We start from the raw sequence: 20,456 nt of genomic DNA, 5'->3' as shown, positions 1-20,456 counted from the left end.
CATGATCGTGGAACGGCACCGGGTGGCGGTGCTGGTGCGCGACGGCGTCCTGCCGCTGGAGCTCGGCCTGGTCCACCAGCTGTTCGGGCAGGCACGCTCCCCCGCCGGCGCGCCCCTGTACGAGGTCGTGTCGTGCGCGGTGCGACCGGGCCAGGTCGACACCGACGCGGACTTCGCGGTCACCGTCGCCCATGGGCTCGACGCGCTCGCCACCGCCGGCACCGTGATCGTGCCCGCCTCCCACACCCTCGACGAGACCCGCCCCGGCGACGGCCCCGTCCCGGCCGCACTGGCGGAGGCGGCACGGCGCGGCGCGCGGATCGCCTCGATCTGCACGGGCGCGTTCGTCCTGGCCGCCGCCGGCCTCCTGGACGGGCGCCGCGCCACCACCCACTGGCTGTCATGCGACCGGCTCGCCGCGATGTTCCCCGCCGTGCGGGTCGACGCCGCCGTCCTGTACGCCGACGAGGGCGACGTGCTGACCTCCGCCGGCGAGGCGGCGGGCATCGACCTGTGCCTGCACCTGATCCGCCGCGACCACGGCGCCGCCGTCGCCGGCGACCTCGCCCGCCGCACCGTGGTGCCCCCGCACCGCGACGGCGGCCAGGCCCAGTACATCGCCCGCCCCGTGCCCGAGACGCGCACCGCGTCGACCGGCCCGGCGCGGGCATGGGCGCTGCAGCACCTCGACCGGCCCCTCACGCTGGCGGAGCTGGCGGCGCGGGCGTCGATGAGCGTGCGGACCTTCACCCGCCGGTTCCGGCAGGAGACCGGTGTGTCACCGCAGGCGTGGCTGACCGCGCAACGGGTGGAGCGGGCACGGCGCCTGCTGGAGGAGACCGACCTGCCGGTCGACCGGATCGCCGGCCGCGCCGGGTTCGGGACGGCGGCGTCGCTGCGGCAGCACCTGCAGGAGGCGGCCGGCGTCTCGCCCACCGCCTACCGCGCCACCTTCCGCGGCCGCTGACCCCGCCCCCGCCCCCGCGGCCGGGGCGTGGCGCGGACGGGTCAGGCGTGCTCGGCGTCGAGCTCGACAGGGGCGGCGATCACATCGACCATCGCGCCGTTGCGCAGCACCGTGATCGACAGCGGCCGCCCGATCGCCTCGGCGAACATCAGCCGCTGCAGCGACTGCGCCGTCGACACCGCCCGCCCGCCGGCGGTCAGGACCAGATCACCGCGGCGCAGCCCGGCCCGGTCGGCGGGACTGCCCGCCACGACCTCCACCACGCGCAGCGCCTCGTCCTGCCCGATCCGCGGCCGCAGCACCGCCGGGACCGGCACGGGCGCCGCCACCAGCCCCAGGAACGCGCGGCGGACCCGCCCGTCGCGGATCAGCGCGCCGATGATCCGGCGCGTGGTCGCGTTGATCGGCACCGCCAGCCCGAGCCCGAACCCCGCGACGGCCGTGTTGACCCCCACGACCCGGCCCCGGCTGTCGGCCAGCGCACCACCGGAATTGCCCGGGTTCAGCGCGGCGTCGGTCTGGATGACGTCCTCGATGACCCGGACCACCGTGCCGGTACGGGACGGCTGCGACGTCGGCAGCGACCGGCCCAGCGCCGACACCACCCCCGCGGTCACCGACCCCGACAGGCCGAGCGGGTTCCCGACCGCGACGACGAGCTGCCCGACGACCAGCCCGTCGCTGTCACCGAGCGTGACCGGATCGGGGACGGGCCCGTCCGCGCGGACGACGGCCAGATCCGACAGCGGATCGGTGCCGACGACGGTGAACGGCGCCGTCGCGCCGTCGGCGAACGCGACCTGACCGCCGGTCGCGGCGCCGACGACATGGGCGTTGGTGAGCAGGAACCCGTCGCCGGTGAACGCGACCGCCGAGCCCGCGCCCTCACCGCGCCGGTGCCGCACGCGCAGCGCCGCGACGCGCGGGGTCAGCTCGCGGGCGACGGCGGACACGACACTGGAGTAGGCGTCCAGCGGCGCGCCATCGTGGGCGCCGCCGCGCGTGCCGTCGGGGGAGTCGGGGACCATCGCACCTCCCGGATGATTACATCGTTACACGGTAACGCCGCCCGGGGAAGAGGTGTTCCCGCACAAGCCCGCCCACCCGCTACGACGCGCCGGGCGACGCCTCCTCCCGCAGGATGCTGTACAGGACCTCGTCGCGGTAGCGGCCACCGAGGAACCCATAGCCGCGGATCACGCCCTCACGGGTGAAACCCGCCTTCTCCAGCGAACGCTGCTCCGCGAGATTGTCGACATCGGTCTCGGCCTGGATCCGGTGCGCGAGGGTGTAGCCGAACAGGTAGTCCACCAGGAGCCGCTGCGCACGAGTGCCCACACCACGGCCCCGCGCCTCCGGCATCAGCATGATCCCGATGCTCCAGCACCACACCGGACCCGCGGTCCGCACCTTCCGGTACGACACCAGCCCGATCGGCCCGCCCCCGCCCGGCGCACCGTCCACGATGAGGTTCCCGGTGTCCTCGCCGAGATAGCCGTCCTGCTCCCAGCGGCGCCGGAACCGCCGCGGGTCGCTCCACCCGTCCCACAGGAACGGCCCGCACAGCTCCGGGTCGGTCCGCAGCCGCTCGACGAACGGCAGGTCCTCCTCGGCCACCGGCCGCAACCGCACATGATCGTCCACAGGCTCACGGTAAAGCCGCCACGGCCCGCGCCACCACCCGATTCCACCGGCCCCCGGCCCGCCGCGCGGCGCGACGCCATAGGGTGCGGGGCATGGACGCCGCTCCGGGGACGGCCGCCGAACCGGTCGTGATCGAACGCGCCGACGGCGCCGGCGGCGAGCTGGTACTGCGCCGCGCCGGCACCGACTACGAGATCATCAGCAACGGCGTGTTCCTCATGGACACCCGCAACGGCGAATCCGAACGGCTCCTCGTCCGCGCCGCCCTCGACCGGCCCGCCACCGACCGGCCCGCGCGGCCCGCGCGGGTGCTGATCGGCGGGCTCGGCGTCGGGTTCTCCCTCGCCGAGGCCCTCACCCTGCCCGGCGTCGCGCACGTCACCGTCGTCGAACGCGAACCCGCCGTGATCGCCTGGCACCGCACCGCCCTGCGGCCCTGGTCGCGCGGCGCGCTGGAGGACCCCCGCGTCACCGTCCAGAACGCCGACCTCCTCGACGTCCTCACCACCCCGCCGCCGCCCGGCCCGAATGGGCGGTACGACGCCCTCTGCCTCGACATCGACAACGGCCCCGACTGGACCGTCACCCCCGGCAACGCCCGCCTCTACGCCCCCACCGGACTGGACCTGCTCACCGCGCACCTCACCCCGCGCGGCACCCTCGCGGTGTGGAGCGCCAACGCCGCACCCGCCTTCGAGACCCTCCTGCGCAACCGGTTCGCCGACGTGCGAGCACGCACCGTCCCCGTCCCCCGCGGCGAACCCGACGTCATCTACCTCGCCCGCCACCCCCGCGGACAGGCGTCAGGCACCCGACCGGCCACCATCTGAGACCCGGCTGATCCACCCCGGACGACCCGTTCGCTAGGTTTCGACCTGACACCACACGTTTGGGAGGATCCGTGGCCACTGCCCACACAGCCCGGCGGCGCCCCGCCGTCCTGGGCGACCTGCTGCCCGGCGCCCTCGCCCGCGACGCCGCGCTCGTCGCCGGCGCCGCCGCCTTCACCGGCCTCGCCGCACAGATCGCGATCCCGCTGCCCGGCACCCCCGTGCCGGTCACCGGGCAGACCTTCGCCGTGCTGCTCGCCGCCGCCGCGCTCGGCCCCGTCCGCGCCGCCCTCGCCATGCTCCTCTACCTCGCCGCCGGCCTCGCCGGCATGCCCTGGTTCACCGAAGGCGGCTCCGGAACCGGCGTGCCCACCCTCGGCTACGTCCTCGGCTTCGTGGCCGCCGCGGCCGTCGTCGGACGGCTCGCCCAGCACGGCGGCGACCGCACCCCGCTGCGGACCGCCGCGACCATGCTCGCCGGAACCACGATCATGTACGCGGCCGGCGTCCCCTACCTGATGGCGGCCCTGGACGTGGACCTCGGCCGCGCGCTCGACCTCGGCATGACACCGTTCCTCGCCGGCGACGCGCTGAAGGTGCTGCTCGCCGCCGCGCTGCTCCCGGCCGCATGGAAGCTCACCGGCGCCGGCCGCGACCGCAACGGCGACCACGGCGACCACGGCCACCGCGGCTGACGGCCCGTCCGACGCGTACCCGTCCGTCCGGTTCGCCGACGCTGCCCGCATAGGGCCCGGACGGACGGGCATCGTCCCCACACCGGCACACCGCCGCCCCAGGCGCGGAATGTGGCGCACACCTCACCACCCACCACGCCCCCGCCCGTTTGAACAGGTTCAAATCTGTCGTACAGTGGGTCGCGTGAAGCTCGCCGTGACCGCACCGGACCGGCTGTCCGTCCGCACCGTCCCGGTCCCCGACCCGGGCGACCTCATCGCACGGCTCCCCCACCCCACCGCACTCGCCTGGATCCGCCACGGCGACGGCATCGTCGGCTGGGGCGAGGCCGCCCGCCTCCCCCTCCCCGGCGGCCCCGACCGCTTCACCACCGCCGCCCAACTCCTGCGCGACCTGTTCGGCACCGCCGCCGTCGACGACCCCGTCACCGCCCCCGGCACCGGACCCGTCGCCTTCGGCTCCTTCGGCTTCGACCCCAAATCCCCCGACTCGGTCCTCATCGTCCCCCGCCGCATCCTCGGCCGCCGCGACGGCACCGCATGGCTCACCACCATCGGCGACGACACCGACCCCCTCACCCTCACCACCCCGCCCCACACCCCCACCGGCCTCCGATGGTCCCCAGGCGCCCTCCCCGAACACGCCTGGAAGGACGCCGTCGCCACCGCCGTCGACCGCATCAAACACGGCCACCTCGGCAAGGTCGTCCTCGCCCGCGACCTCACCGCCCACGCCGACACCCCCATCGACGCCCGCGTCCTCCTCCACCGCCTCGCCCGCCGCTACCCCGGCTGCTACACCTTCTCCTGCGCCGGCATGGTCGGCGCCACCCCCGAACTCCTCATCCGCCGCACCGGCGACCACATCGAATCCCTCGTCCTCGCCGGCACCACCGCCCGCGGCACCGGCCCCGCCGACGACCACGACCGCGCCGCCCGCCTCTTCACCTCCGCCAAAGACCGCGAAGAACACCGCTACGCCGCCGACATGGTCCGCGACGCCCTCACCCCCCTCTGCGCCGAACTCACCGTCCCCGACCAGCCCGAACTCCTCACCCTCCCCAACCTCACCCACCTCGCCTCACCCGTCCGCGGCCGCCTGGCCGCCGACCGCTCCGTCCTCGACGTCCTCGCCGCCCTGCACCCCACCCCCGCCGTCTGCGGCACCCCCACCGACACCGCCCTCGACCTCATCCGCGAACTCGAGGGCATGGACCGCGGCCGCTACGCCGGCCCCGTCGGCTGGGTCGACGCCCGCGGCGACGGCGAATGGGGCATCGCCCTGCGCTGCGCCGAACTCGACGGCACCCGCGCCCGCCTCTTCGCCGGCTGCGGCATCGTCGCCGACTCCGACCCCGACGCCGAACTCGCCGAAGCGCGCACCAAATTCCGCGTCATGCGCGACGCCCTCCAAGGCCAGGACGCCACCGAACCCGCCTGAACCGCCCTCCCGCTATCCGGCGGGCGGCTGGCAGCCCGGGCACCAGAACAGGTTCCGCCCCGCCAGCTCCCCCGCCGCCACCGCCGTCCCGCACACCAGGCACGGCTGCCCCGCACGCCGGTACACGTACACCTCACCGCCATGCCCGTCCACCCGCGGCGGCCGCCCCATCGCCTCCGGCGTGTGCTCCGGACGCACCGTGTCGATCCGCCCCGCACGCACCCCATCAGCCATCAACACCACCAGATCAGCCCAGATCCCCACCCACTGCTCCCGCGCCAGCCGCCGCCCCGGCAACCGCGGATCCACCCCCTGCCGGAACAGCACCTCCGCCCGGTAGATGTTCCCCGGCCCCGCCACCACCGACTGATCCATCAGCAGCACCCCGACCGGCGTCCGCGACCGCCCGATCCGCCGCCACGCCACCTCCGGATCCGCGTCCGCCCGCAACGGATCAGGCCCCAGCCGGTCACGCAGCAGCTTCACCTCACCCGGCTCCAGCACCTCACACGTGTTCGGCCCGCGCAGATCCGCGTACCCGCCCGCACCCTCCAGCCGCAACCGCACCACACCCACCGGCACCGGAGCGGGCCCCGTCCCGAACATGTACTTGCCGTAAATCCCCAGGTGGACGTGCAACACCCGGTCATCACCAAACCCCAGCAGCAGATGCTTGCCATGCGCGTCCGCGTCCGCCAGCACCCGGCCGTCCAGAACCGCCGCACCACCGGCGAAACGCCCCTGCGGGCTCGACGCCGACACGGGACGGCCGCCGAACATCAGCTGATGTTCGGCGGCCAGACGATGAATCGTGTGACCCTCGGGCATGCTCCCGGAGCATAGCCCCGCCACCCCGCCCTACCGCAGCGGCTCCGCCACCTCACGCATGTGCCGCAGCGCCAGCCGGTACGACCCCACCATCCCAGTCTCCGCGTACGAAACGCCCACCTCCGCGCAGTGCGCGCGCACCAGCGGCCGGACCCGCCGCAGATTGCACCGCGGAACGCTCGGGAACAGATGGTGCTCGATCTGGTAGTTCAGCCCGCCGAACGCCCAGTCCGTCACCGGACCGCCCCGCACGTTCCGGGACGTCAGCACCTGCCGTCGCAGATGATCCCACCGCTCCCCCGGCTCCGGCATCGCCATGCCCTTGTGGTTCGGCGCGAACACCGCCCCCAGATGCACACCGAACACCGCATGCTGCACCGCGATCAGCGCCAGCGCCTGACCCACCGGCAGCAGCGCGAACGCCAGCGACAGATACCCCACCGCATGGGTCAGCAGCAGCCCGCCCTCCACCAGCTTGTCGCGCCGCGACTTGCCGCGCAGGAACATCAGGCTCCCGACCTTCAAGTTCACCCCTTCCAGCGTCAGCAGCGGGAAAAAGAGCCACGCCTGGTGCCGCGCCACCCACCGCAGCACACCACGCTGCCGGCCGGCCTGCTCCTCCGTCCACGCCAGGACCCCCTCGCCCACGTCCGGGTCCTTCCCGACGTGGTTCGGGTTGGCGTGATGCCGGTTGTGCTTGTCGCTCCACCAGCCGTGGCCCATGCCCAGCAGCAGGTTGCCGAGCAGCAGCCCCAGCAGCCGGTTCCCCCGCGCCGTCCGGGCGATCTGCCGGTGCCCCGCGTCGTGCCCCAGGAACGCCGTCCGGACCGCGATCACCGCGAGCGGGACGCCGAGCAGGACCGTCCACCAGCTGTCCCCCGCCCACGCGACCGCCGCCCACACCGCGGCCGTCGCGGCCAGGTTCAGCCCGATGACCCTCGCGTAGTAGCCGGGACGGCGCTCCAGCAGCCCGCTGGCGCGCACGCGCCGTGCCAGCGGCGTGAAGTCGCTCCCGCCCCGGGCGGGCTCCTCCGCCCGGGGAACGGCCGGGCTGGACGGAACGGGCGGAGCGGGCAAGGTCACGGCCATGAAGCCTCCATCGGATGGAAGGGAGAATCGGACAACTCCCCCGAGAGGCTACGGAGCGTGATACCAGGGCAGTAACCCGCTACGGAGCCATCCCCGATCTGGCTCCCAGGTCCCGGTCACCGCATCACCCACCCGCTCCCCAGGACCACCACCGCGTGTCTTGCTGCTAGCTAGCTGTGACTTTTGGTGTTGTGGATGGAGGTATACGTCACGCCCACTGCCTTTACATTGTAAGTTGAAGGGTGAAACATCGCCCGGGGCAGGGGCGGCGCCGGAGGTCAGGTCAGGGTGGTGCGGACGGCGGCGTGGGCGGCCTTGCGCATCTCCGCGTGCAGCACCGCGTTGGCGTTGCGGTCGGTGCGGGCCTCCACGATCCGCAGCCCCTCCCCCGCCATCGCCTTCGGCAGGTCGCCCGGCGTGTCCAGCACCCGGTGCGGGACGCCGTGCGCCGCCGCGACCGCCTCCAGGTCGACCTGGTGCGGGGTGCCGAAGACCCGCTCGAACGGGCCCGGCAGCGCCGCCTGCGGCAGCAGCGAGAAGATCCCGCCGCCCCGGTTGTTCACCACCACGATCGTCAGGTCGGGGCGCCGGTCCCGCGGCCCGATGATCAGGCCGTTCTGGTCGTGCAGGAACGCCAGGTCGCCGAGCAGCGCGAACGAGCGGCCGCTGTGCGCCAGCGCCGCGCCGATCGCCGTCGAGACCAGGCCGTCGATCCCGCTCGCGCCCCGGTTCGCCATGATCCGGATACCGCGGCGCGGGCGCATCACCTGGTCCAGGTCCCGGATCGGCATGCTCGCGGCCGTGAACAGCAGCGACCCGCCCGGCAGCCCCGCGACCAGGTCACGGGCCAGCCGCGGCTCGCTCACCTCCGGCATCGCGTCCAGGACCTCGTCGACGGCCGCCGCGGCGGCCAGGTCGGCGGTCCGCCACGACTTCAGCCACGCGTCGTCGCCCGACACCACCGGGATCTCCACCTCCGGCGCGACCTGCGTCGCCGACCGGACCGGGTCGGGCCAGTGCGCCAGGTCCGGCGCCAGCACGATGTGCTCCTCCGCGCGGCGCAGCAGCGACAGCAGCGGCCGCGACAGCCCCGGCTTGCCCAGCGTCACCACCACCTCCGGGCGGTGCCGCTCCACGAACTCCGGCACGCCCAGCAGGAAATGATGCGACGACAGCGCATGGTCGCCGTAGCGGCCGTTGCCGTTCGGCTCGGCCAGCACGGGCCAGCCGGCCATCGACGCCGCCGCCACGTACCGCTTGACGTTGACCGCGCCGTCCCCCACCACCAGCACGCCCCGGCGGGTCGGCGGGACGTGCAGCACCGACCCCGGCGTCGCCGCCCGCACCTTCGTCCACGCGCCGGTGACGTCACCGTCCAGCGGCTCGCACCACGACTCGTCGCCGTCGGGGATCAGCGGCTCCCGGAACGCCGCGTTCAGGTGCACCGGGCCCGGGACCGGCGCCTGCGCCAGGCCCCACGCGCGGCTCACCAGCGACCGCCAGTACGCCACCATCCCCGGACGGTTCTCCGGCACGCCGATCTCGGCGCTCCACCGCGCCGCCGTCCCGTACAGCTTCACCTGGTCGATCGTCTGGTTCGCGCCGGTGTCGCGCAGCTCCGGCGGACGGTCCGCGGTGAGCACGATCAGCGGCACCCCCGACTCGTGCGCCTCGATCACCGCCGGATGGAAGTTCGCCGCCGCCGTCCCCGACGTGCACACCAGCGCCACCGGGCGCCCCGACCGCTTCGCCAGCCCGAGCCCGAGGAACGACGCCGACCGCTCGTCGATCCGCACGTGCAACCGGATCCGCGCCGCGTCCTCGGCGGCCTGCAGCGCCAGCGCCAGCGGCGCCGACCGCGACCCCGGCGCCAGCACCGCGTCGGTCATCCCGCACCGCAGCAGCTCGTCCACCAGGACCGTCGCCAGCGCGGTCGCCGGGTTCACGGCGCCGCCTCGATCACCTCGGGCCCGCCCAGATGGGCCTGCGCGCCCGCGGCCCGCTCGCGCCACCCGTCCATCTCACCCGGCGGCGCCTCCCAGCGGGCCAGCGCCGCCTCGTCCACCACCGGCCGCCGGACCGGGATCTCCCCCTCCACCGGCCACAGCGGGTCCTCGACGACATCGCCCTCCAGCAGCGACAGCGTCCCCAGCCCGCACGCGAACGGCAGCTCAGGCAGCGCCGCCGCCAGCGCCACCCCCGCCGCCAGCCCCACCGACGTCTCCACCGCGCTGGACACCACCACCGGCAGCCCGCACGCCTCCGCGACCCGCAGCGCCGCCGCCACACCGCCCAGCGGCTGCACCTTCAGCACCGCGATGTCCGCCGCCTCCACCGCCCGGACCTTCAGCGGATCGTCGGCGCGGCGGATCGACTCGTCCGCCGCGATCGGCACGTCCACCCGCCGCCGTACCAGCGCCAGCTCCTCCAGGGTCGCGCACGGCTGCTCGGCGTACTCCAGCTCCCACCGGTCCAGCGACCGGATCATCCGGACGGCGTGGTCGACGTCCCACGCCCCGTTCACATCGATGCGGACCCGGCCGTCCGGGCCGAGCGCCGCGCGGACGGCCTCCACCCGCGCCAGATCGTCGCGATCGGTCTGGCCGCGCTCGGCAACCTTCACCTTCGCGGTGCGGCAGCCGGAGTCCTTCGTCATGTCGAACGCCCGCCGCGGCCCGACCGCCGGGATCGTCACGTTCACCGGCACCCGGTCGCGGACCGGCGCCGGCCAGCCCTCGAACGCGGCCTCCCGCGCCGCCGCCAGCCACCGCGCGCACTCGGCGGGACCGTACTCGGCGAACGGCGAGAACTCCCCCCACCCGGCGGGCCCCCGCACCAGGACGCCCTCCCGGCGCGTCACACCGCGGAACCGCGTCCGCATCGGGATGGAGTACACCCGCACCCGACGAACCCCCTGACTGCCCGCCCAATCACCGTATTCCTGACCACACCGTGCGCGTTCGACCATTAGTAGTACCACGGGAAACGCGACCAATCCGGGTCGCGCTTCTCCAGGAACGAGTCCCGCCCCTCGGCGGCCTCGTCGGTGCCGTAGGCCAGCCGCGTCGCCTCGCCCGCGAACACCTGCTGCCCGACGAGCCCGTCGTCAACCAGGTTGAACGCGTACTTCAGCATCCGCTGCGCCGTCGGGCTCTTCCCGTTGACCTTCCGCGCCCACTCCAGCGCCGTCGCCTCAAGCTCCGCGTGCGGGACGACCGCGTTCACCATCCCCATCCGGTGCGCCGCCTCCGCGTCGTAGGTGTCGCCCAGGAAGAAGATCTCGCGCGCGAACTTCTGCCCGACCTGCCGCGCCAGATACGCCGACCCGAACCCGCCGTCGAAGCTCGCCACGTCCGCGTCGGTCTGCTTGAACCGCGCGTGCTCCCGGCTCGCCAGGGTGAGATCGCACACCACGTGCAGGCTGTGCCCGCCACCCGCCGCCCAGCCCGGCACCACGCAGATCACGACCTTGCCCATGAACCGGATCAGCCGCTGCACCTCCAGGATGTGCAGCCGCCCCGCCCGCGCCGGGTCGATCGTGTCGGAGGTCTCACCCTCGGCGTACCTGTAGCCGTCCCTCCCCCGGATCCGCTGGTCGCCGCCGGAGCAGAACGCCCACCCGCCATCGCGCGGGGACGGGCCGTTGCCCGTCAGCAGCACGCACCCGATGTCGCTGGACATCCGCGCGTGGTCCAGCGCCCGGTACAGCTCGTCGACCGTGTGCGGGCGGAACGCGTTGCGCACCTCGGGCCTGTCGAACGCCACCCGGACCGTCCCGTGGTCCACCGCACGGTGGTAGGTGATGTCGGTGAAGCCGAACCCCTCGACCTCTTTCCACGCGTCCGCGTCGAACAGCTCCGAGACCATGTCTTCCTCTCCGTCGGGGGACCGCGCGCGGGGGGACGCGCCGCTTCCGGTCCCCATTCAACCGCCCCCGGGTTTGAACGCGTTCAGCGGGGTCGTCTACCCTGATCAGATCATGGATCGCCCGCTGCACGCCGCTGTTCTCCCGCCCGGCCCGGCCCTGTTCCGGGCCCTGGCCGACGCGCTCGACGGCGGCCCCGCGATCTGCCCCCTCTCCCCCGCCCTGCCCGAGCCCGCGCTCCGCGACCTCCTCGACGCCCTCGCCCCGGACGCGATCCGCACCCCCGCCGGCCTCGCCCCCTACCGCCCCCACGGCGGACACGCCCCCGTCGAGGCCGGCACCGCCGTGCTGATCGCCACGTCCGGCTCCACCGGAACGCCCAAGTTCGTCGAGCTGTCCGCCGCCGCGCTGCGCCACTCCGCCGCCGGCACCCTCGCCCGCATCGGCGCCGCGCCCGGCGACCGGTGGCTGTGCTGCCTGCCCACCAGCCACATCTCCGGCGTCCAGGTCCTCGTCCGCGCCCTCGTCGCCGGCACCGACCCGATCATCCTCCCGCGGTTCGGCACCGCGGCCGTCACCGCCGCCGCCGCGGAACGTCCGCACGTCTCGCTCGTCCCGACGCAGCTGCGCCGCCTCCTGGACGCCGGAGCCGACCTGTCCCGGCTCGGCGCGATCGTCCTCGGCGGCGCGGCCGCCTCGCCCGGCCTGCTCGACGAGGCCCGCGCCTGCGGCGCCCGCGTGTTCACCACCTACGGCATGAGCGAGACGTCCGGCGGCTGCGTCTACGACGGGACGCCGCTGCCCGGCATGCGCGTCGCGCTCGGCGACGGCGGCCGGATCCGCCTCGCCGGGCCGTCCCTGTTCACCGGCTACCGGCTGCGGCCCGAGCAGACCGCCGAGGTCAGGGACGGCGACTGGTTCGTCACCCAGGACCTCGGCGCCATGGCCGGCGGCCGGCTCCGCGTCCGCGGCCGGCTCGACGACGTGATCAACACCGGCGGGGAGAAGGTCGTCGCGGGCGAGGTCGCCGCCGCGCTGGCCCGCCACCCGAAGATCCGCGACGTGGTCGTGGTCGGCCGCCCCGACCCCGAATGGGGCGAGCGCGTCACCGCCGTCGTGGTGCCCGGCCCGTCCGGCGGGCCCGGGCTGCGGGAGCTGCGCGCCTTCGTCCGCGAGACGATGCCCGCCTACGCGGCGCCGCACGAGCTGGAGCTCGTGGACGCCATCCCGCTGCTGGCGTCCGGCAAGCCCGACCGCGCCCGCCTGCGCACCCCCGCCGCCTCCTGAGCGCGGCCCGCCTCCTGAGCGCGGGCCGCCGCCCCGCCGCATGACCGGTGATCAGCCGGGGACAGGACGGCCATGGGGGCTCAGCGGAACGGGACGGGCGACGAGAGCGTGCTCACCGTCGCGCTCGCGTTCGCCGCCAACCTCGGCATCGCCGTCGCCAAGATCGTCGCGGCGCTGCTCACCGGGTCGGCGTCGATGGCCGCCGAGGCCGCGCACTCGGTCGCCGACACCTTCAACGAGGTGCTGCTGATGGTCGGGCTGCGCCGCAGCGGCCGGCCCGCCGACCGCCGCCACCCCCTCGGCTACGGCAAGGAGCGCTACATCTGGACGCTGCTCGTCGCCGTCGCGATCTTCGGGATGGGCGCGCTGTTCGCCTTCTACCAGGGCATCCAGACGCTCGCCGGGCACCGCGAGGACGCCGAGGCGGGCACGCTGGTCGGCTACGCCGTGCTCGCGGTCGCGTTCGTCCTGGAGGCGATCTCGTGGCAGCAGGCCGTCCGGCAGGTCCGCGCCGCCGCCCGCGCCGCCGACCTCCCGCTGCGCGCCTACATCCGCCGGACCGACGAGCCCACCTCGATCAGCGTCCTGCTGGAGGATTCCGCGGCCCTCATCGGCCTGATCATCGCGTTCGGCGGCCTCGGGCTGCACCATCTGACCGGCTCCGCGGCCTGGGACGGCGCCGGCTCCCTCCTCATCGGCGTGCTGCTCACCGCCGTCGCGCTCGTCCTCGGCCGGATCAACCTCAACCTGCTGACCGGCACGCAGGCCGACCCGCGGATCGTCGCCGACGTCCACGCCCGCCTCGGCGCCGCACCCGAGATCGACTGGCTCGTCGACATCGTCACCGTCACCTTCGGCACCGACCGCGTCCTGGTCTGCGCCCGGCTGGACTTCCGCGACGCCCTCACCGCCGGCGACGTCGAACGCGCCTGCGTCCGCATGGCGCGCGACCTGCGCGAGGCGCACGAGGAGATCGACGAGGTCTTCCTCGAACCGGTCCCCCGCGACGATCCGGAGCTGCGCGACCGCGTCATCGCGCGGTACGGCCGGACGCTGCGGCCCAGACGCCCGGAACCCGAATGATCTACTGTGAATTGTCACCGCCCCCGCCCTTTACGCAGTAAGGTAAGGGGTGTTCGGGAGGTGCCGTGTGAAACGGCCTGCTCCGGGCACCACGACCATCTGGATCGCTCCTCCACGGTCCGCCGCGGACCGCCGATCCCGGAGCGTCGGGAACAAGAACCCCGCCGTGCGACGTTCCGTTAAGTGCGTGCGCCACCAGCGAACACAATCCGCGCCGCGCCCACACCACCGAAGGGAGGGGGGTGTCCCCATGCCGCGAAGCGCCGTAGAGACCCCGCTCACGGAGTCGCCGAGCCCCGCGCTCGACGACCTCCTGAAGCGTGGCCGCGCCCAAGGGCGCCTCTCGCTCGACGAAGTCAGGGGAGCCTTCGAGGCGGCGGGCATCAGCCCGGCCCAGGGCCGCTCCATCCTGCGCGAGCTGTCCGAGTCCGGCATCAGCCTGGCCGGCGAGTCCGACACGGTCCGCAAGATGGCCGCGGCGGCCGACCACGACGGCGGCGACACCGCCCAGGCGACCCCCGGCACGGCCACCGGCCCCGCCCCCGCAAAGCGCGCCTCCCGCAAGACCGCCGCCAAGCCCGCCCGCACGGCGGCGAAGAACGGCACCGGGAACACGGCCAAGGACGCCGCGAAGGGTCCCGCCGCCGGGGACGCCCCCGACGAGGAGGGCTTCGAGGTCACCGAGGTCGAGGCCGCCGACGCCGACAGCGCCGCCGACCTGGACGACCAGACCACCGCGATGGGCGACTCCGTCCACACCTACCTCAAGGCCATCGGGCGCCGCCAGCTGCTCACCGCCGAGCAGGAGGTCGACCTCGCCAAGCGCATCGAGGCCGGCCTGTACGCCGAGCACAAGCTGGAGAGCGACGACCTCTCCCCCGCCCTGCGCGCCGACCTGGAATGGGTCGCCGCCGACGGCCGCCGCGCCAAGGCCCACATGCTGGAGGCCAACCTGCGGCTGGTGGTGTCGGTCGCCAAGAAGTACTCCGACCGCGGCCTGTCGCTGCTGGACGTCGTCCAGGAGGGCAACCTCGGCCTGATCCGCGCCGTGGAGAAGTTCGACTACTCCAAGGGCTACAAGTTCTCCACCTACGCGATGTGGTGGATCCGGCAGGCGATCCAGCGCGGCTTCGCCGACTCGGCCCGCACCATCCGGCTGCCCGTGCACGTCCTGGAGCTGCTGAGCAAGCTCAGCCGCATCGAGCGGGACATGCACCAGCGGCTCGGCCGCGAGCCCACCCCGGAGGAGCTGGCCGTCGAGCTCGACAAGAGCCCCGAGCAGGTCCGCGAGCTGCTGCGCACCAGCCGGCAGCCGATCAGCCTCGACTCCACCATCGGCGAGGACGGCGAGACCCGCATCGGCGACCTCATCGAGGACACCGACAGCCCCGAGGCCTCCGAGCTCGTCGACCGGCAGCTCATGGCCGACCAGCTGCGCCGCACGCTGGACATCCTGTCCCCGCGCGAGGCGAAGATCATGGCGATGCGGTTCGGGCTGTACGACGGGACGCCCCGCACCCTCGACGAGATCGGCAAGGCGCTCGGGCTGACCCGCGAGCGGATCCGGCAGCTGGAGAAGGAGTCGCTGTCGAAGCTGCGGCACCCCAGCAACGCGCGCCCGCTGCTCGACTTCGCCGTCTGACACGCGCGTCCCGCGCACGTCGAAGGGCCCGCCCGACCGGCCGTGACCGGTCAGGCGGGCCCTTTCGCGCGTGGCCTACCGCAGTTCCCGCGGGCAGCCGCTGACGGTGAACGCCAGGAACTGGGTGACCTCCTCCTCGCTGAAGTTGTCGTCGGAGCCCACCACCAGCGTGCACTCCCCCGACCTCAGCCGCGGCCCCCAGCCCATCGCCTCCAGGTTCTGGACGGGCGCGGCGTAGCGGCCGAGATCGGCGACGAGCCGCTTGGTGACCGTCCGGTACGGCCCGCCCGTGGCGAGGCCGTCGCGGTCGAGCACGTCGGTCGCGCCGCGGGTGTCGAACTCGTAGAGCCGGACCTTGTACCCGACGCCCTGGAGCCAGGACCGCTCCAGCGCCAGGAACCGGTGGCCGTCGAGCGCGAGGATCTCCGAGACGCCGCTGTCGGTCGCGCCGTCCGGCGGCACCGGCCTCGCCGGGAGCCTGTCGATGGGGTAGGCGTACTGGGCGCGGACCCGCCCGGCACGGCTCCACAGGGTGAGCCTGGCGGGGGCGCCGCGCTCGACGGTCGGCGGTTCCCCGTCCTCGTAGCGCGGGCCCTCGACCATCGCGGCGATCCCGCGCGGCGTGAAGGTCAGGGCCTCGATCCCGAAGTTGCGGCGCGGCCCGCTGTGCGTGTCGGTCTGCTTCAGGTTCGCCGGAAGGGGCACGTCGCCCTCGTGGCGGCCGTTCCGCCCCGCCCACCGGACGGACAGGTCCGACACCGGAATGCCCTCGTGCGTCTCGTCCGGGCGGTCGCCCTCGTTGCCCCACAGCACCTGGCGGCGGGCCGGGTCGTAGCGGATCGCCTCCGGGTCCGCGGACTCCGGCTTGCCGAAGCCCGGGTAGGGGCTGCCGTCCCGCCGCGTGAGGGTGGTGACGCCGGTGATCTCCGCGCCGGTGAACGCGCCGGTGGACGGGTCGATGTCCAGGCGGCCGGTGTAGAAGCGGGCCGGGTCGTAGCGCCACCGGTCGTCGGAGATCAGGTACCAGGTGCCGGTGCGGGGATCGCGGTCGATGCCCGACACGCCCCCGAATGTGGTGCCCTCGACCGTCATCTTGTGCGGGAGGCGCCGCTCGCCCAGGAACCGCGTGATCCGCAGCCCGGCCCGCGCGTCCGCCTGCTCTGCGCTCGCCCGCCCGGCACTCGCCGCGTCCGCCGCACCGCGCACGGGGGCCGCCATGCCCGCCGTCACCGCGAGGACCGCCGCGCCTGCCGCGATCCCGCGCCACATCTTCCGCTGCCCGTTCACCTGGCTACCATCACCCTTCGGATACGAGTCATTTCCGTGCGTAACGCACTCGTATTCAATATCACGTTGGGTGATGAAATGGCAGCGATCCGTCAGTCGGCGTGGCGGAATTCCAGGATCGCCACGCCCATCAGCGCGAAGCCCATGGCGGCCACGAGCACGATCTCCAGCCACACCGGGACGGCCCAGCCGTTCCACGTCACGCCGGGGTTGAACGTCCGCTGCAGCGCGGGCGACAGGTCGAGCCGGGAGAAGACCGCCTGGCGCAGCGGGTCGACGGCGTAGGTGAGCGGGTTGAAGCGGGTGAGGACGGTCAGCCACGTGGGCAGCCCGTTCAGCGGGTACAGCGCGCCCGACAGGAAGATCATCGGCATGACGGCCATCTGCATGAGCCCGAAGAACGACTGCATCTGCTTGATCCGCGCGGCCATCACGACACCGAAGGCCGTGAGCGTGAACGCGCACAGGAACAGCAGGCCCAGCAGCTCGGCCAGCAGCGCCGGGTCGTAGGGGACGCCGGCCAGGCCCGCGAGCGACACCATCACCGCGCCCTGCAAGGTCGCCACGACCGCACCGCCGACGCACTTGCCGATGACGATGGCGCTGCGGCTGACCGGGGCGACGAGCATCTCGCGCAGGAACCCGAACTCGCGGTCCCACACGATCGACCCGGCGGAGAACATCGCGGTGAACACCACCGACATCGCGCACACGCCCGGGAAGACGAACGTCTTCAGGTCGACGTCGCCGCGCGGCCCGCCGCCCGCGACCATCAGGTTCGACAGGCCGGTGCCCATGACCAGCAGCCACAGCACCGGCTGGGCGAGGCTGGACAGTATCCGCGGCTTGTCGCGCCAGAACCGGATCAGCTCCCGGTGCAGGACGATCTTCACGGCGCGCGCGTCCTGCCGCAGGCCCGGCTCCGGCACCCGGACGCGCACGACGTCGGCGACCGGACGGCCCGTCCCGCCGGCGGTGGGGGTCGCCATCGTCATCTCCTCATCGCGCGCATGGTCATCCGCAGGCGGTCGCTCGCCCCGGCCTCGGCGTCGCGGATCGTCGAGCCGGTGAACGACATGAACACATCGTCCAGCGACGGCCGCGACACGCTCACCGACCGGATCGGGACGCCGAGCTCCGCGAACAGCCGCGGCACGAACGCCTCGCCGGACGCGACCGGGAACGCGACCGCGCCCTCCGACACGACCGCGTCCAGGCCGAACCGCTCCTTGAGCGCGGCGATCGCGGCCTCGTCGTCGGCGGTCTGGATGCGGACCCGGTCCTTGCCGACGCCCGCCTTCAGCGCCTCGGGGGTGTCCAGCGCCACGATCCGCCCCGAGTCCATGATCGCGATGCGGTCGCAGAACTCGGCCTCGTCCATGTAGTGGGTGGTCATGAAGATGGTGATCTCTTCGGCGTCCTTGAGCCGGCGGATGTAGTCCCAGATGGACGCGCGGGTCTGCGGGTCGAGGCCGACGGTCGGCTCGTCCAGGAACAGCACCCGCGGCGAGTGCAGCAGGCCGCGCGCGATCTCCAGGCGGCGCTTCATCCCGCCGGAGTAGGTCTGCACCAGGTCGCGGCGCCGCTCCCACAGCCCGACCATCTCCAGCACCTGCCGCATGCGCTCGCCCGCGACCGACCGCGGCACCCCGTACAGCTCGGCGTGGAAGCGCAGGTTCTGCTCGCCGGACAGGTAGCCGTCGAGCGTCGGGTCCTGGAAGACGAGGCCGATGTTGCGGCGGACGCCGTCGCGCTCGGACACCACGTCGTGCCCGGCGACGCGGGCCCGCCCGCCGCTGGGTTTCAGCAGCGTGCACAGCATGTTGATCGTGGTGGACTTGCCGGCGCCGTTCGGGCCGAGGAACCCGAAGATCTCCCCCGCGCGGACGGTGAAGGCGATCTCCCGCACGGCCTCCACGTCGCCGAACCGCTTGACCAGTCCGTCGACCTCGACCGCGGGTCCCACGTCGGGCATCGGGCCTCCTCCGCTCCGGCGCGGCCATGTTGTGGACCGTCCAACGGTAGGAATACCCTATCTCTCACGTCAAGAGAGATTTGGTACGCGCTCAGCGAACCCTGGGGAGGGGGACGTGGAGGACCCGCCCGGCCCGCTGCACGAGTCGCCCGGCTACCTGACGTTCGAGCTGATACGGCTCGCGCGGCGCACCTCCGCGCGCGTGTGCCCCGGCCAGCTGCGGCTGGCGCACCTGCTGGTGCTGGACTGCGTGGCGCGCCTCGGGCCGCTGTCGCAGCGCGAGGTCGCCGCGCACGTCCGGATGGACCCCGGCGACCTGGTCGGCGTCGTGGACGCGCTGGAGGAGGCCGGCAGCGTCCGGCGCCGCCGCGACCCCGGCGACCGCCGCCGGTACGCGCTGGAGGCCACCGAGGACGGCCGGCTCGCCCTCGGCGCGGGCCTGGCCGACCGCGCCCGCCTCGACGAGACGCTGTTCGAGCCGCTGTCCCCCGACGAGCTCCGCCTGCTCAAGGACCTGATGCTGCGCGTCCTCGCCCACCACGACCACCGGTTCGCCCGCCCCTCGTCCCGCCCGCCGGATCAGGACGCTACGGCGGCAGCGGCGCCGGAACCGGCGCCGAAGCCCGTCATCCGGTCGAGGGACCAGCGGTGAGCCGCGGGTCGCACGCGAGCCGGTAGCCGCGCTTGACGACCGTCTCGACGATCCCGGGACGGCCGAGGCCGCGCCGCAGCCGCGCCACCGCCATCTCCACCGCGTGCTCGTCGGCCCGCGGCCGCGCCTCCCCCGCGGCGGCGAACCGGCTCGGCAGGACGCCGCACAGCTCCGCCCGCGACACCACGTGCCCCGGCCGCCGCGCGAGCGCCTGGAGGACCGCCATCGGCGCGGGCGCGATCGGCCGGAGCAGTCCGTCCAGGACGACGGCGTGCCCGCGCAGCTCCAGCGCGCACCCGCGCACCGACAGCCACCGCGACCGCCGCGCCGGCAGGCCCGTGACCAGCGCCCGCACCAGCGCCCCGAGCCGCGCCCGCTCCGGCTGGACGGTCGGGACGCCCCGGGCCGTGAGCACCCGCGCGGTGACGGGCCCGACGCACGCCGCCACCACCCGGTCGCGCAGGGCGTCCAGGAGCGGCTCGTCCAGCCCGTCCGCGGCGGCGACGGCGAGCGTCTCGGCGACCGCGGGCGCGCTGGTGAACGTGATCGCGTCCACCGTGCCCGCGACGGCCTGCCCGACGAGCCGGCGCAGCGGCGTCGGATCCGCGGCCCGCGAACCGGCGGCGAACGCGCGGGTGGCCGCCAGGAGCCCCGCGTCGCCGGCGAGCGGCGCGAGACGGACCGCGGGCGCGAGCACGACCCGGGCCCCGCGCCGCTCCAGCAGCGCCGCGAGCTCCTCGTGGCGGCGGGCCGCGGTCACCCCGACGGCGAAGCCGGCCAGCGGCTCGGCCACCGGCCCCTCCCCCGGCGCCGCGTTCCGGTCACTGACGGTGTGCCTGTCACTGGCGGTGCTCATCGGGCGGCAACCTCCCTGGCGGGTACGGGTCGATGCTCCGATCCTTCGCCGGGGGCGTTTCGCGGGCGGGTCCCGCCTGTCACCGCCGTGTTAAAAGCCGCTCACGTTCGGGTGCCTTCCAGGTCGCGCGTTCGCCGAGGTCAGCCGTACCGCGCCGGTGCCTGGGGCCGGTGACCTTGACATTCGCGGGTCAAGCGTTGTCGGCCCCCATCATGGCCCTTTCGTCGCCTTTTACCCGATCTCCGAACGGATTCGCGGCTCCCCGGCGATCTTCCGGACGGATGCGGCCCCGGCCGCCCGGGGCCCCGGATCACA

At 74.1% G+C, this 20,456-nt stretch carries 19 protein-coding genes; 8 read left to right on the top strand and 11 right to left on the bottom strand.

The features are described from left to right. Position 1 precedes the first annotated feature (1 nt). Positions 2–967 (top strand): GlxA family transcriptional regulator, encoded by a 966-nt coding sequence (locus ACH34S_RS23300; protein WP_395954872.1) that lies wholly within the window; start codon positions 2–4, stop codon positions 965–967. A 41-nt stretch (positions 968–1,008) separates the two neighbouring features. Here ACH34S_RS23300 and ACH34S_RS23295 read toward each other — a convergent pair whose 3' ends face one another. Beyond that, a complete protein-coding gene (locus tag ACH34S_RS23295) occupies positions 1,009–1,995 on the bottom strand; it encodes a S1C family serine protease (protein ID WP_395954871.1) in 987 nt (328 codons plus the stop codon). 79 nt (positions 1,996–2,074) lie between these two features. Beyond that, positions 2,075–2,611 (bottom strand): GNAT family N-acetyltransferase, encoded by a 537-nt coding sequence (locus ACH34S_RS23290; protein ID WP_395954870.1) that lies wholly within the window; start codon positions 2,609–2,611, stop codon positions 2,075–2,077. Positions 2,612–2,703: 92 nt separating this feature from the next. On the opposite strand from ACH34S_RS23290, the gene ACH34S_RS23285 reads away from it, so the two are divergent. The 3 genes from ACH34S_RS23285 (at position 2,704) to ACH34S_RS23275 (ending at position 5,577) form a co-directional block, all read left to right on the top strand. Continuing rightward, positions 2,704–3,441, top strand: coding sequence for a spermidine synthase (locus tag ACH34S_RS23285; RefSeq protein WP_395954869.1), 738 nt, complete (start codon positions 2,704–2,706; stop codon positions 3,439–3,441). A gap of 71 nt (positions 3,442–3,512) precedes the next feature. Continuing rightward, positions 3,513–4,136 (top strand): biotin transporter BioY, encoded by a 624-nt coding sequence (locus ACH34S_RS23280; RefSeq protein WP_395954868.1) that lies wholly within the window; start codon positions 3,513–3,515, stop codon positions 4,134–4,136. Between the two features lie 184 nt (positions 4,137–4,320). After that, positions 4,321–5,577 (top strand): isochorismate synthase MenF, encoded by a 1,257-nt coding sequence (locus ACH34S_RS23275; RefSeq protein ID WP_395954867.1) that lies wholly within the window; start codon positions 4,321–4,323, stop codon positions 5,575–5,577. Between the two features lie 12 nt (positions 5,578–5,589). Here ACH34S_RS23275 and ACH34S_RS23270 read toward each other — a convergent pair whose 3' ends face one another. The 5 genes from ACH34S_RS23270 to ACH34S_RS23250 all read right to left on the bottom strand — a co-directional run bounded on the left by ACH34S_RS23270 (position 5,590) and on the right by ACH34S_RS23250 (position 11,361). Continuing rightward, positions 5,590–6,405, bottom strand: coding sequence for an Fpg/Nei family DNA glycosylase (locus tag ACH34S_RS23270; RefSeq protein WP_395954866.1), 816 nt, complete (start codon positions 6,403–6,405; stop codon positions 5,590–5,592). 30 nt (positions 6,406–6,435) lie between these two features. Further along, positions 6,436–7,494, bottom strand: coding sequence for a fatty acid desaturase family protein (locus ACH34S_RS23265; RefSeq protein WP_395954865.1), 1,059 nt, complete (start codon positions 7,492–7,494; stop codon positions 6,436–6,438). A 278-nt stretch (positions 7,495–7,772) separates the two neighbouring features. Then, positions 7,773–9,440: a 2-succinyl-5-enolpyruvyl-6-hydroxy-3-cyclohexene-1-carboxylic-acid synthase gene (gene menD / locus ACH34S_RS23260; protein WP_395954864.1), complete on the bottom strand. Its 1,668-nt coding sequence runs from the start codon at positions 9,438–9,440 to the stop codon at positions 7,773–7,775. Beyond that, the gene (locus ACH34S_RS23255; RefSeq protein ID WP_395954863.1) at positions 9,437–10,375 is read right to left on the bottom strand and encodes an o-succinylbenzoate synthase; all 939 of its coding nucleotides are present in this window, start codon (positions 10,373–10,375) and stop codon (positions 9,437–9,439) included. Before ACH34S_RS23255 ends, menD begins: the two co-directional genes overlap by 4 nt. Before the next feature lie 86 nt (positions 10,376–10,461). Then, complete coding sequence (locus ACH34S_RS23250; RefSeq protein WP_395954862.1) at positions 10,462–11,361, bottom strand: 1,4-dihydroxy-2-naphthoyl-CoA synthase; 900 nt, start codon at positions 11,359–11,361, stop codon at positions 10,462–10,464. Between the two features lie 112 nt (positions 11,362–11,473). Here ACH34S_RS23250 and ACH34S_RS23245 point away from each other — a divergent pair, with 112 nt between their 5' ends. From ACH34S_RS23245 to ACH34S_RS23235, 3 genes are all read left to right on the top strand, one after another. After that, positions 11,474–12,646, top strand: coding sequence for an AMP-binding protein (locus ACH34S_RS23245; RefSeq protein ID WP_395954861.1), 1,173 nt, complete (start codon positions 11,474–11,476; stop codon positions 12,644–12,646). Positions 12,647–12,718: 72 nt separating this feature from the next. Continuing rightward, the gene (locus ACH34S_RS23240) at positions 12,719–13,729 is read left to right on the top strand and encodes a cation diffusion facilitator family transporter (RefSeq protein ID WP_395954860.1); all 1,011 of its coding nucleotides are present in this window, start codon (positions 12,719–12,721) and stop codon (positions 13,727–13,729) included. A gap of 250 nt (positions 13,730–13,979) precedes the next feature. Then, positions 13,980–15,371: an RNA polymerase sigma factor gene (locus tag ACH34S_RS23235; RefSeq protein ID WP_395954859.1), complete on the top strand. Its 1,392-nt coding sequence runs from the start codon at positions 13,980–13,982 to the stop codon at positions 15,369–15,371. A gap of 75 nt (positions 15,372–15,446) precedes the next feature. Here the strand turns inward: ACH34S_RS23235 and ACH34S_RS23230 are convergent, their stop codons facing one another. The 3 genes from ACH34S_RS23230 to ACH34S_RS23220 form a co-directional block, all read right to left on the bottom strand. Then, positions 15,447–16,658 carry an esterase-like activity of phytase family protein gene (locus ACH34S_RS23230; protein ID WP_395954858.1) on the bottom strand — a complete coding sequence of 404 codons (1,212 nt, stop codon included), beginning with the start codon at positions 16,656–16,658 and terminating at the stop codon, positions 15,447–15,449. 92 nt (positions 16,659–16,750) lie between these two features. Then, positions 16,751–17,647, bottom strand: a complete 897-nt coding sequence (locus ACH34S_RS23225) for an ABC transporter permease (protein WP_395954857.1) — start codon at positions 17,645–17,647, stop codon at positions 16,751–16,753. Positions 17,648–17,649: 2 nt separating this feature from the next. Further along, positions 17,650–18,633, bottom strand: coding sequence for an ATP-binding cassette domain-containing protein (locus ACH34S_RS23220; protein ID WP_395954856.1), 984 nt, complete (start codon positions 18,631–18,633; stop codon positions 17,650–17,652). A gap of 115 nt (positions 18,634–18,748) precedes the next feature. Here ACH34S_RS23220 and ACH34S_RS23215 point away from each other — a divergent pair, with 115 nt between their 5' ends. Beyond that, positions 18,749–19,285, top strand: a complete 537-nt coding sequence (locus ACH34S_RS23215; RefSeq protein ID WP_395954855.1) for a MarR family winged helix-turn-helix transcriptional regulator — start codon at positions 18,749–18,751, stop codon at positions 19,283–19,285. Here the strand turns inward: ACH34S_RS23215 and ACH34S_RS23210 are convergent. Beyond that, complete coding sequence (locus tag ACH34S_RS23210; RefSeq protein ID WP_395954854.1) at positions 19,260–20,141, bottom strand: uroporphyrinogen-III synthase; 882 nt, start codon at positions 20,139–20,141, stop codon at positions 19,260–19,262. The two genes, ACH34S_RS23215 and ACH34S_RS23210, sit on opposite strands and share 26 nt — an antisense overlap. Positions 20,142–20,456: the final 315 nt, after the last annotated feature.

Source organism: Actinomadura sp. 3N508, from assembly GCF_044326375.1.
GTDB lineage: Bacteria > Actinomycetota > Actinomycetes > Streptosporangiales > Streptosporangiaceae > Spirillospora.
This window is presented reverse-complemented; position numbering and strand designations above follow the sequence as displayed.

Coding starts and splice junctions, on each gene's coding strand:
- ACH34S_RS23210 (WP_395954854.1), bottom strand. CDS start 20,141: ATGAGCACCGCCAGTGACAGGCACACCGTCAGTGACCGGAACGCGGCG.
- ACH34S_RS23235 (WP_395954859.1), top strand. CDS start 13,980: ATGCCGCGAAGCGCCGTAGAGACCCCGCTCACGGAGTCGCCGAGCCCC.
- ACH34S_RS23255 (WP_395954863.1), bottom strand. CDS start 10,375: ATGCGGACGCGGTTCCGCGGTGTGACGCGCCGGGAGGGCGTCCTGGTG.
- ACH34S_RS23240 (WP_395954860.1), top strand. CDS start 12,719: ATGGGGGCTCAGCGGAACGGGACGGGCGACGAGAGCGTGCTCACCGTC.
- ACH34S_RS23220 (WP_395954856.1), bottom strand. CDS start 18,633: ATGCCCGACGTGGGACCCGCGGTCGAGGTCGACGGACTGGTCAAGCGG.
- ACH34S_RS23285 (WP_395954869.1), top strand. CDS start 2,704: ATGGACGCCGCTCCGGGGACGGCCGCCGAACCGGTCGTGATCGAACGC.
- ACH34S_RS23265 (WP_395954865.1), bottom strand. CDS start 7,494: ATGGCCGTGACCTTGCCCGCTCCGCCCGTTCCGTCCAGCCCGGCCGTT.
- ACH34S_RS23225 (WP_395954857.1), bottom strand. CDS start 17,647: ATGGCGACCCCCACCGCCGGCGGGACGGGCCGTCCGGTCGCCGACGTC.
- ACH34S_RS23295 (WP_395954871.1), bottom strand. CDS start 1,995: ATGGTCCCCGACTCCCCCGACGGCACGCGCGGCGGCGCCCACGATGGC.
- ACH34S_RS23245 (WP_395954861.1), top strand. CDS start 11,474: ATGGATCGCCCGCTGCACGCCGCTGTTCTCCCGCCCGGCCCGGCCCTG.
- ACH34S_RS23300 (WP_395954872.1), top strand. CDS start 2: ATGATCGTGGAACGGCACCGGGTGGCGGTGCTGGTGCGCGACGGCGTC.
- ACH34S_RS23270 (WP_395954866.1), bottom strand. CDS start 6,405: ATGCCCGAGGGTCACACGATTCATCGTCTGGCCGCCGAACATCAGCTG.
- ACH34S_RS23250 (WP_395954862.1), bottom strand. CDS start 11,361: ATGGTCTCGGAGCTGTTCGACGCGGACGCGTGGAAAGAGGTCGAGGGG.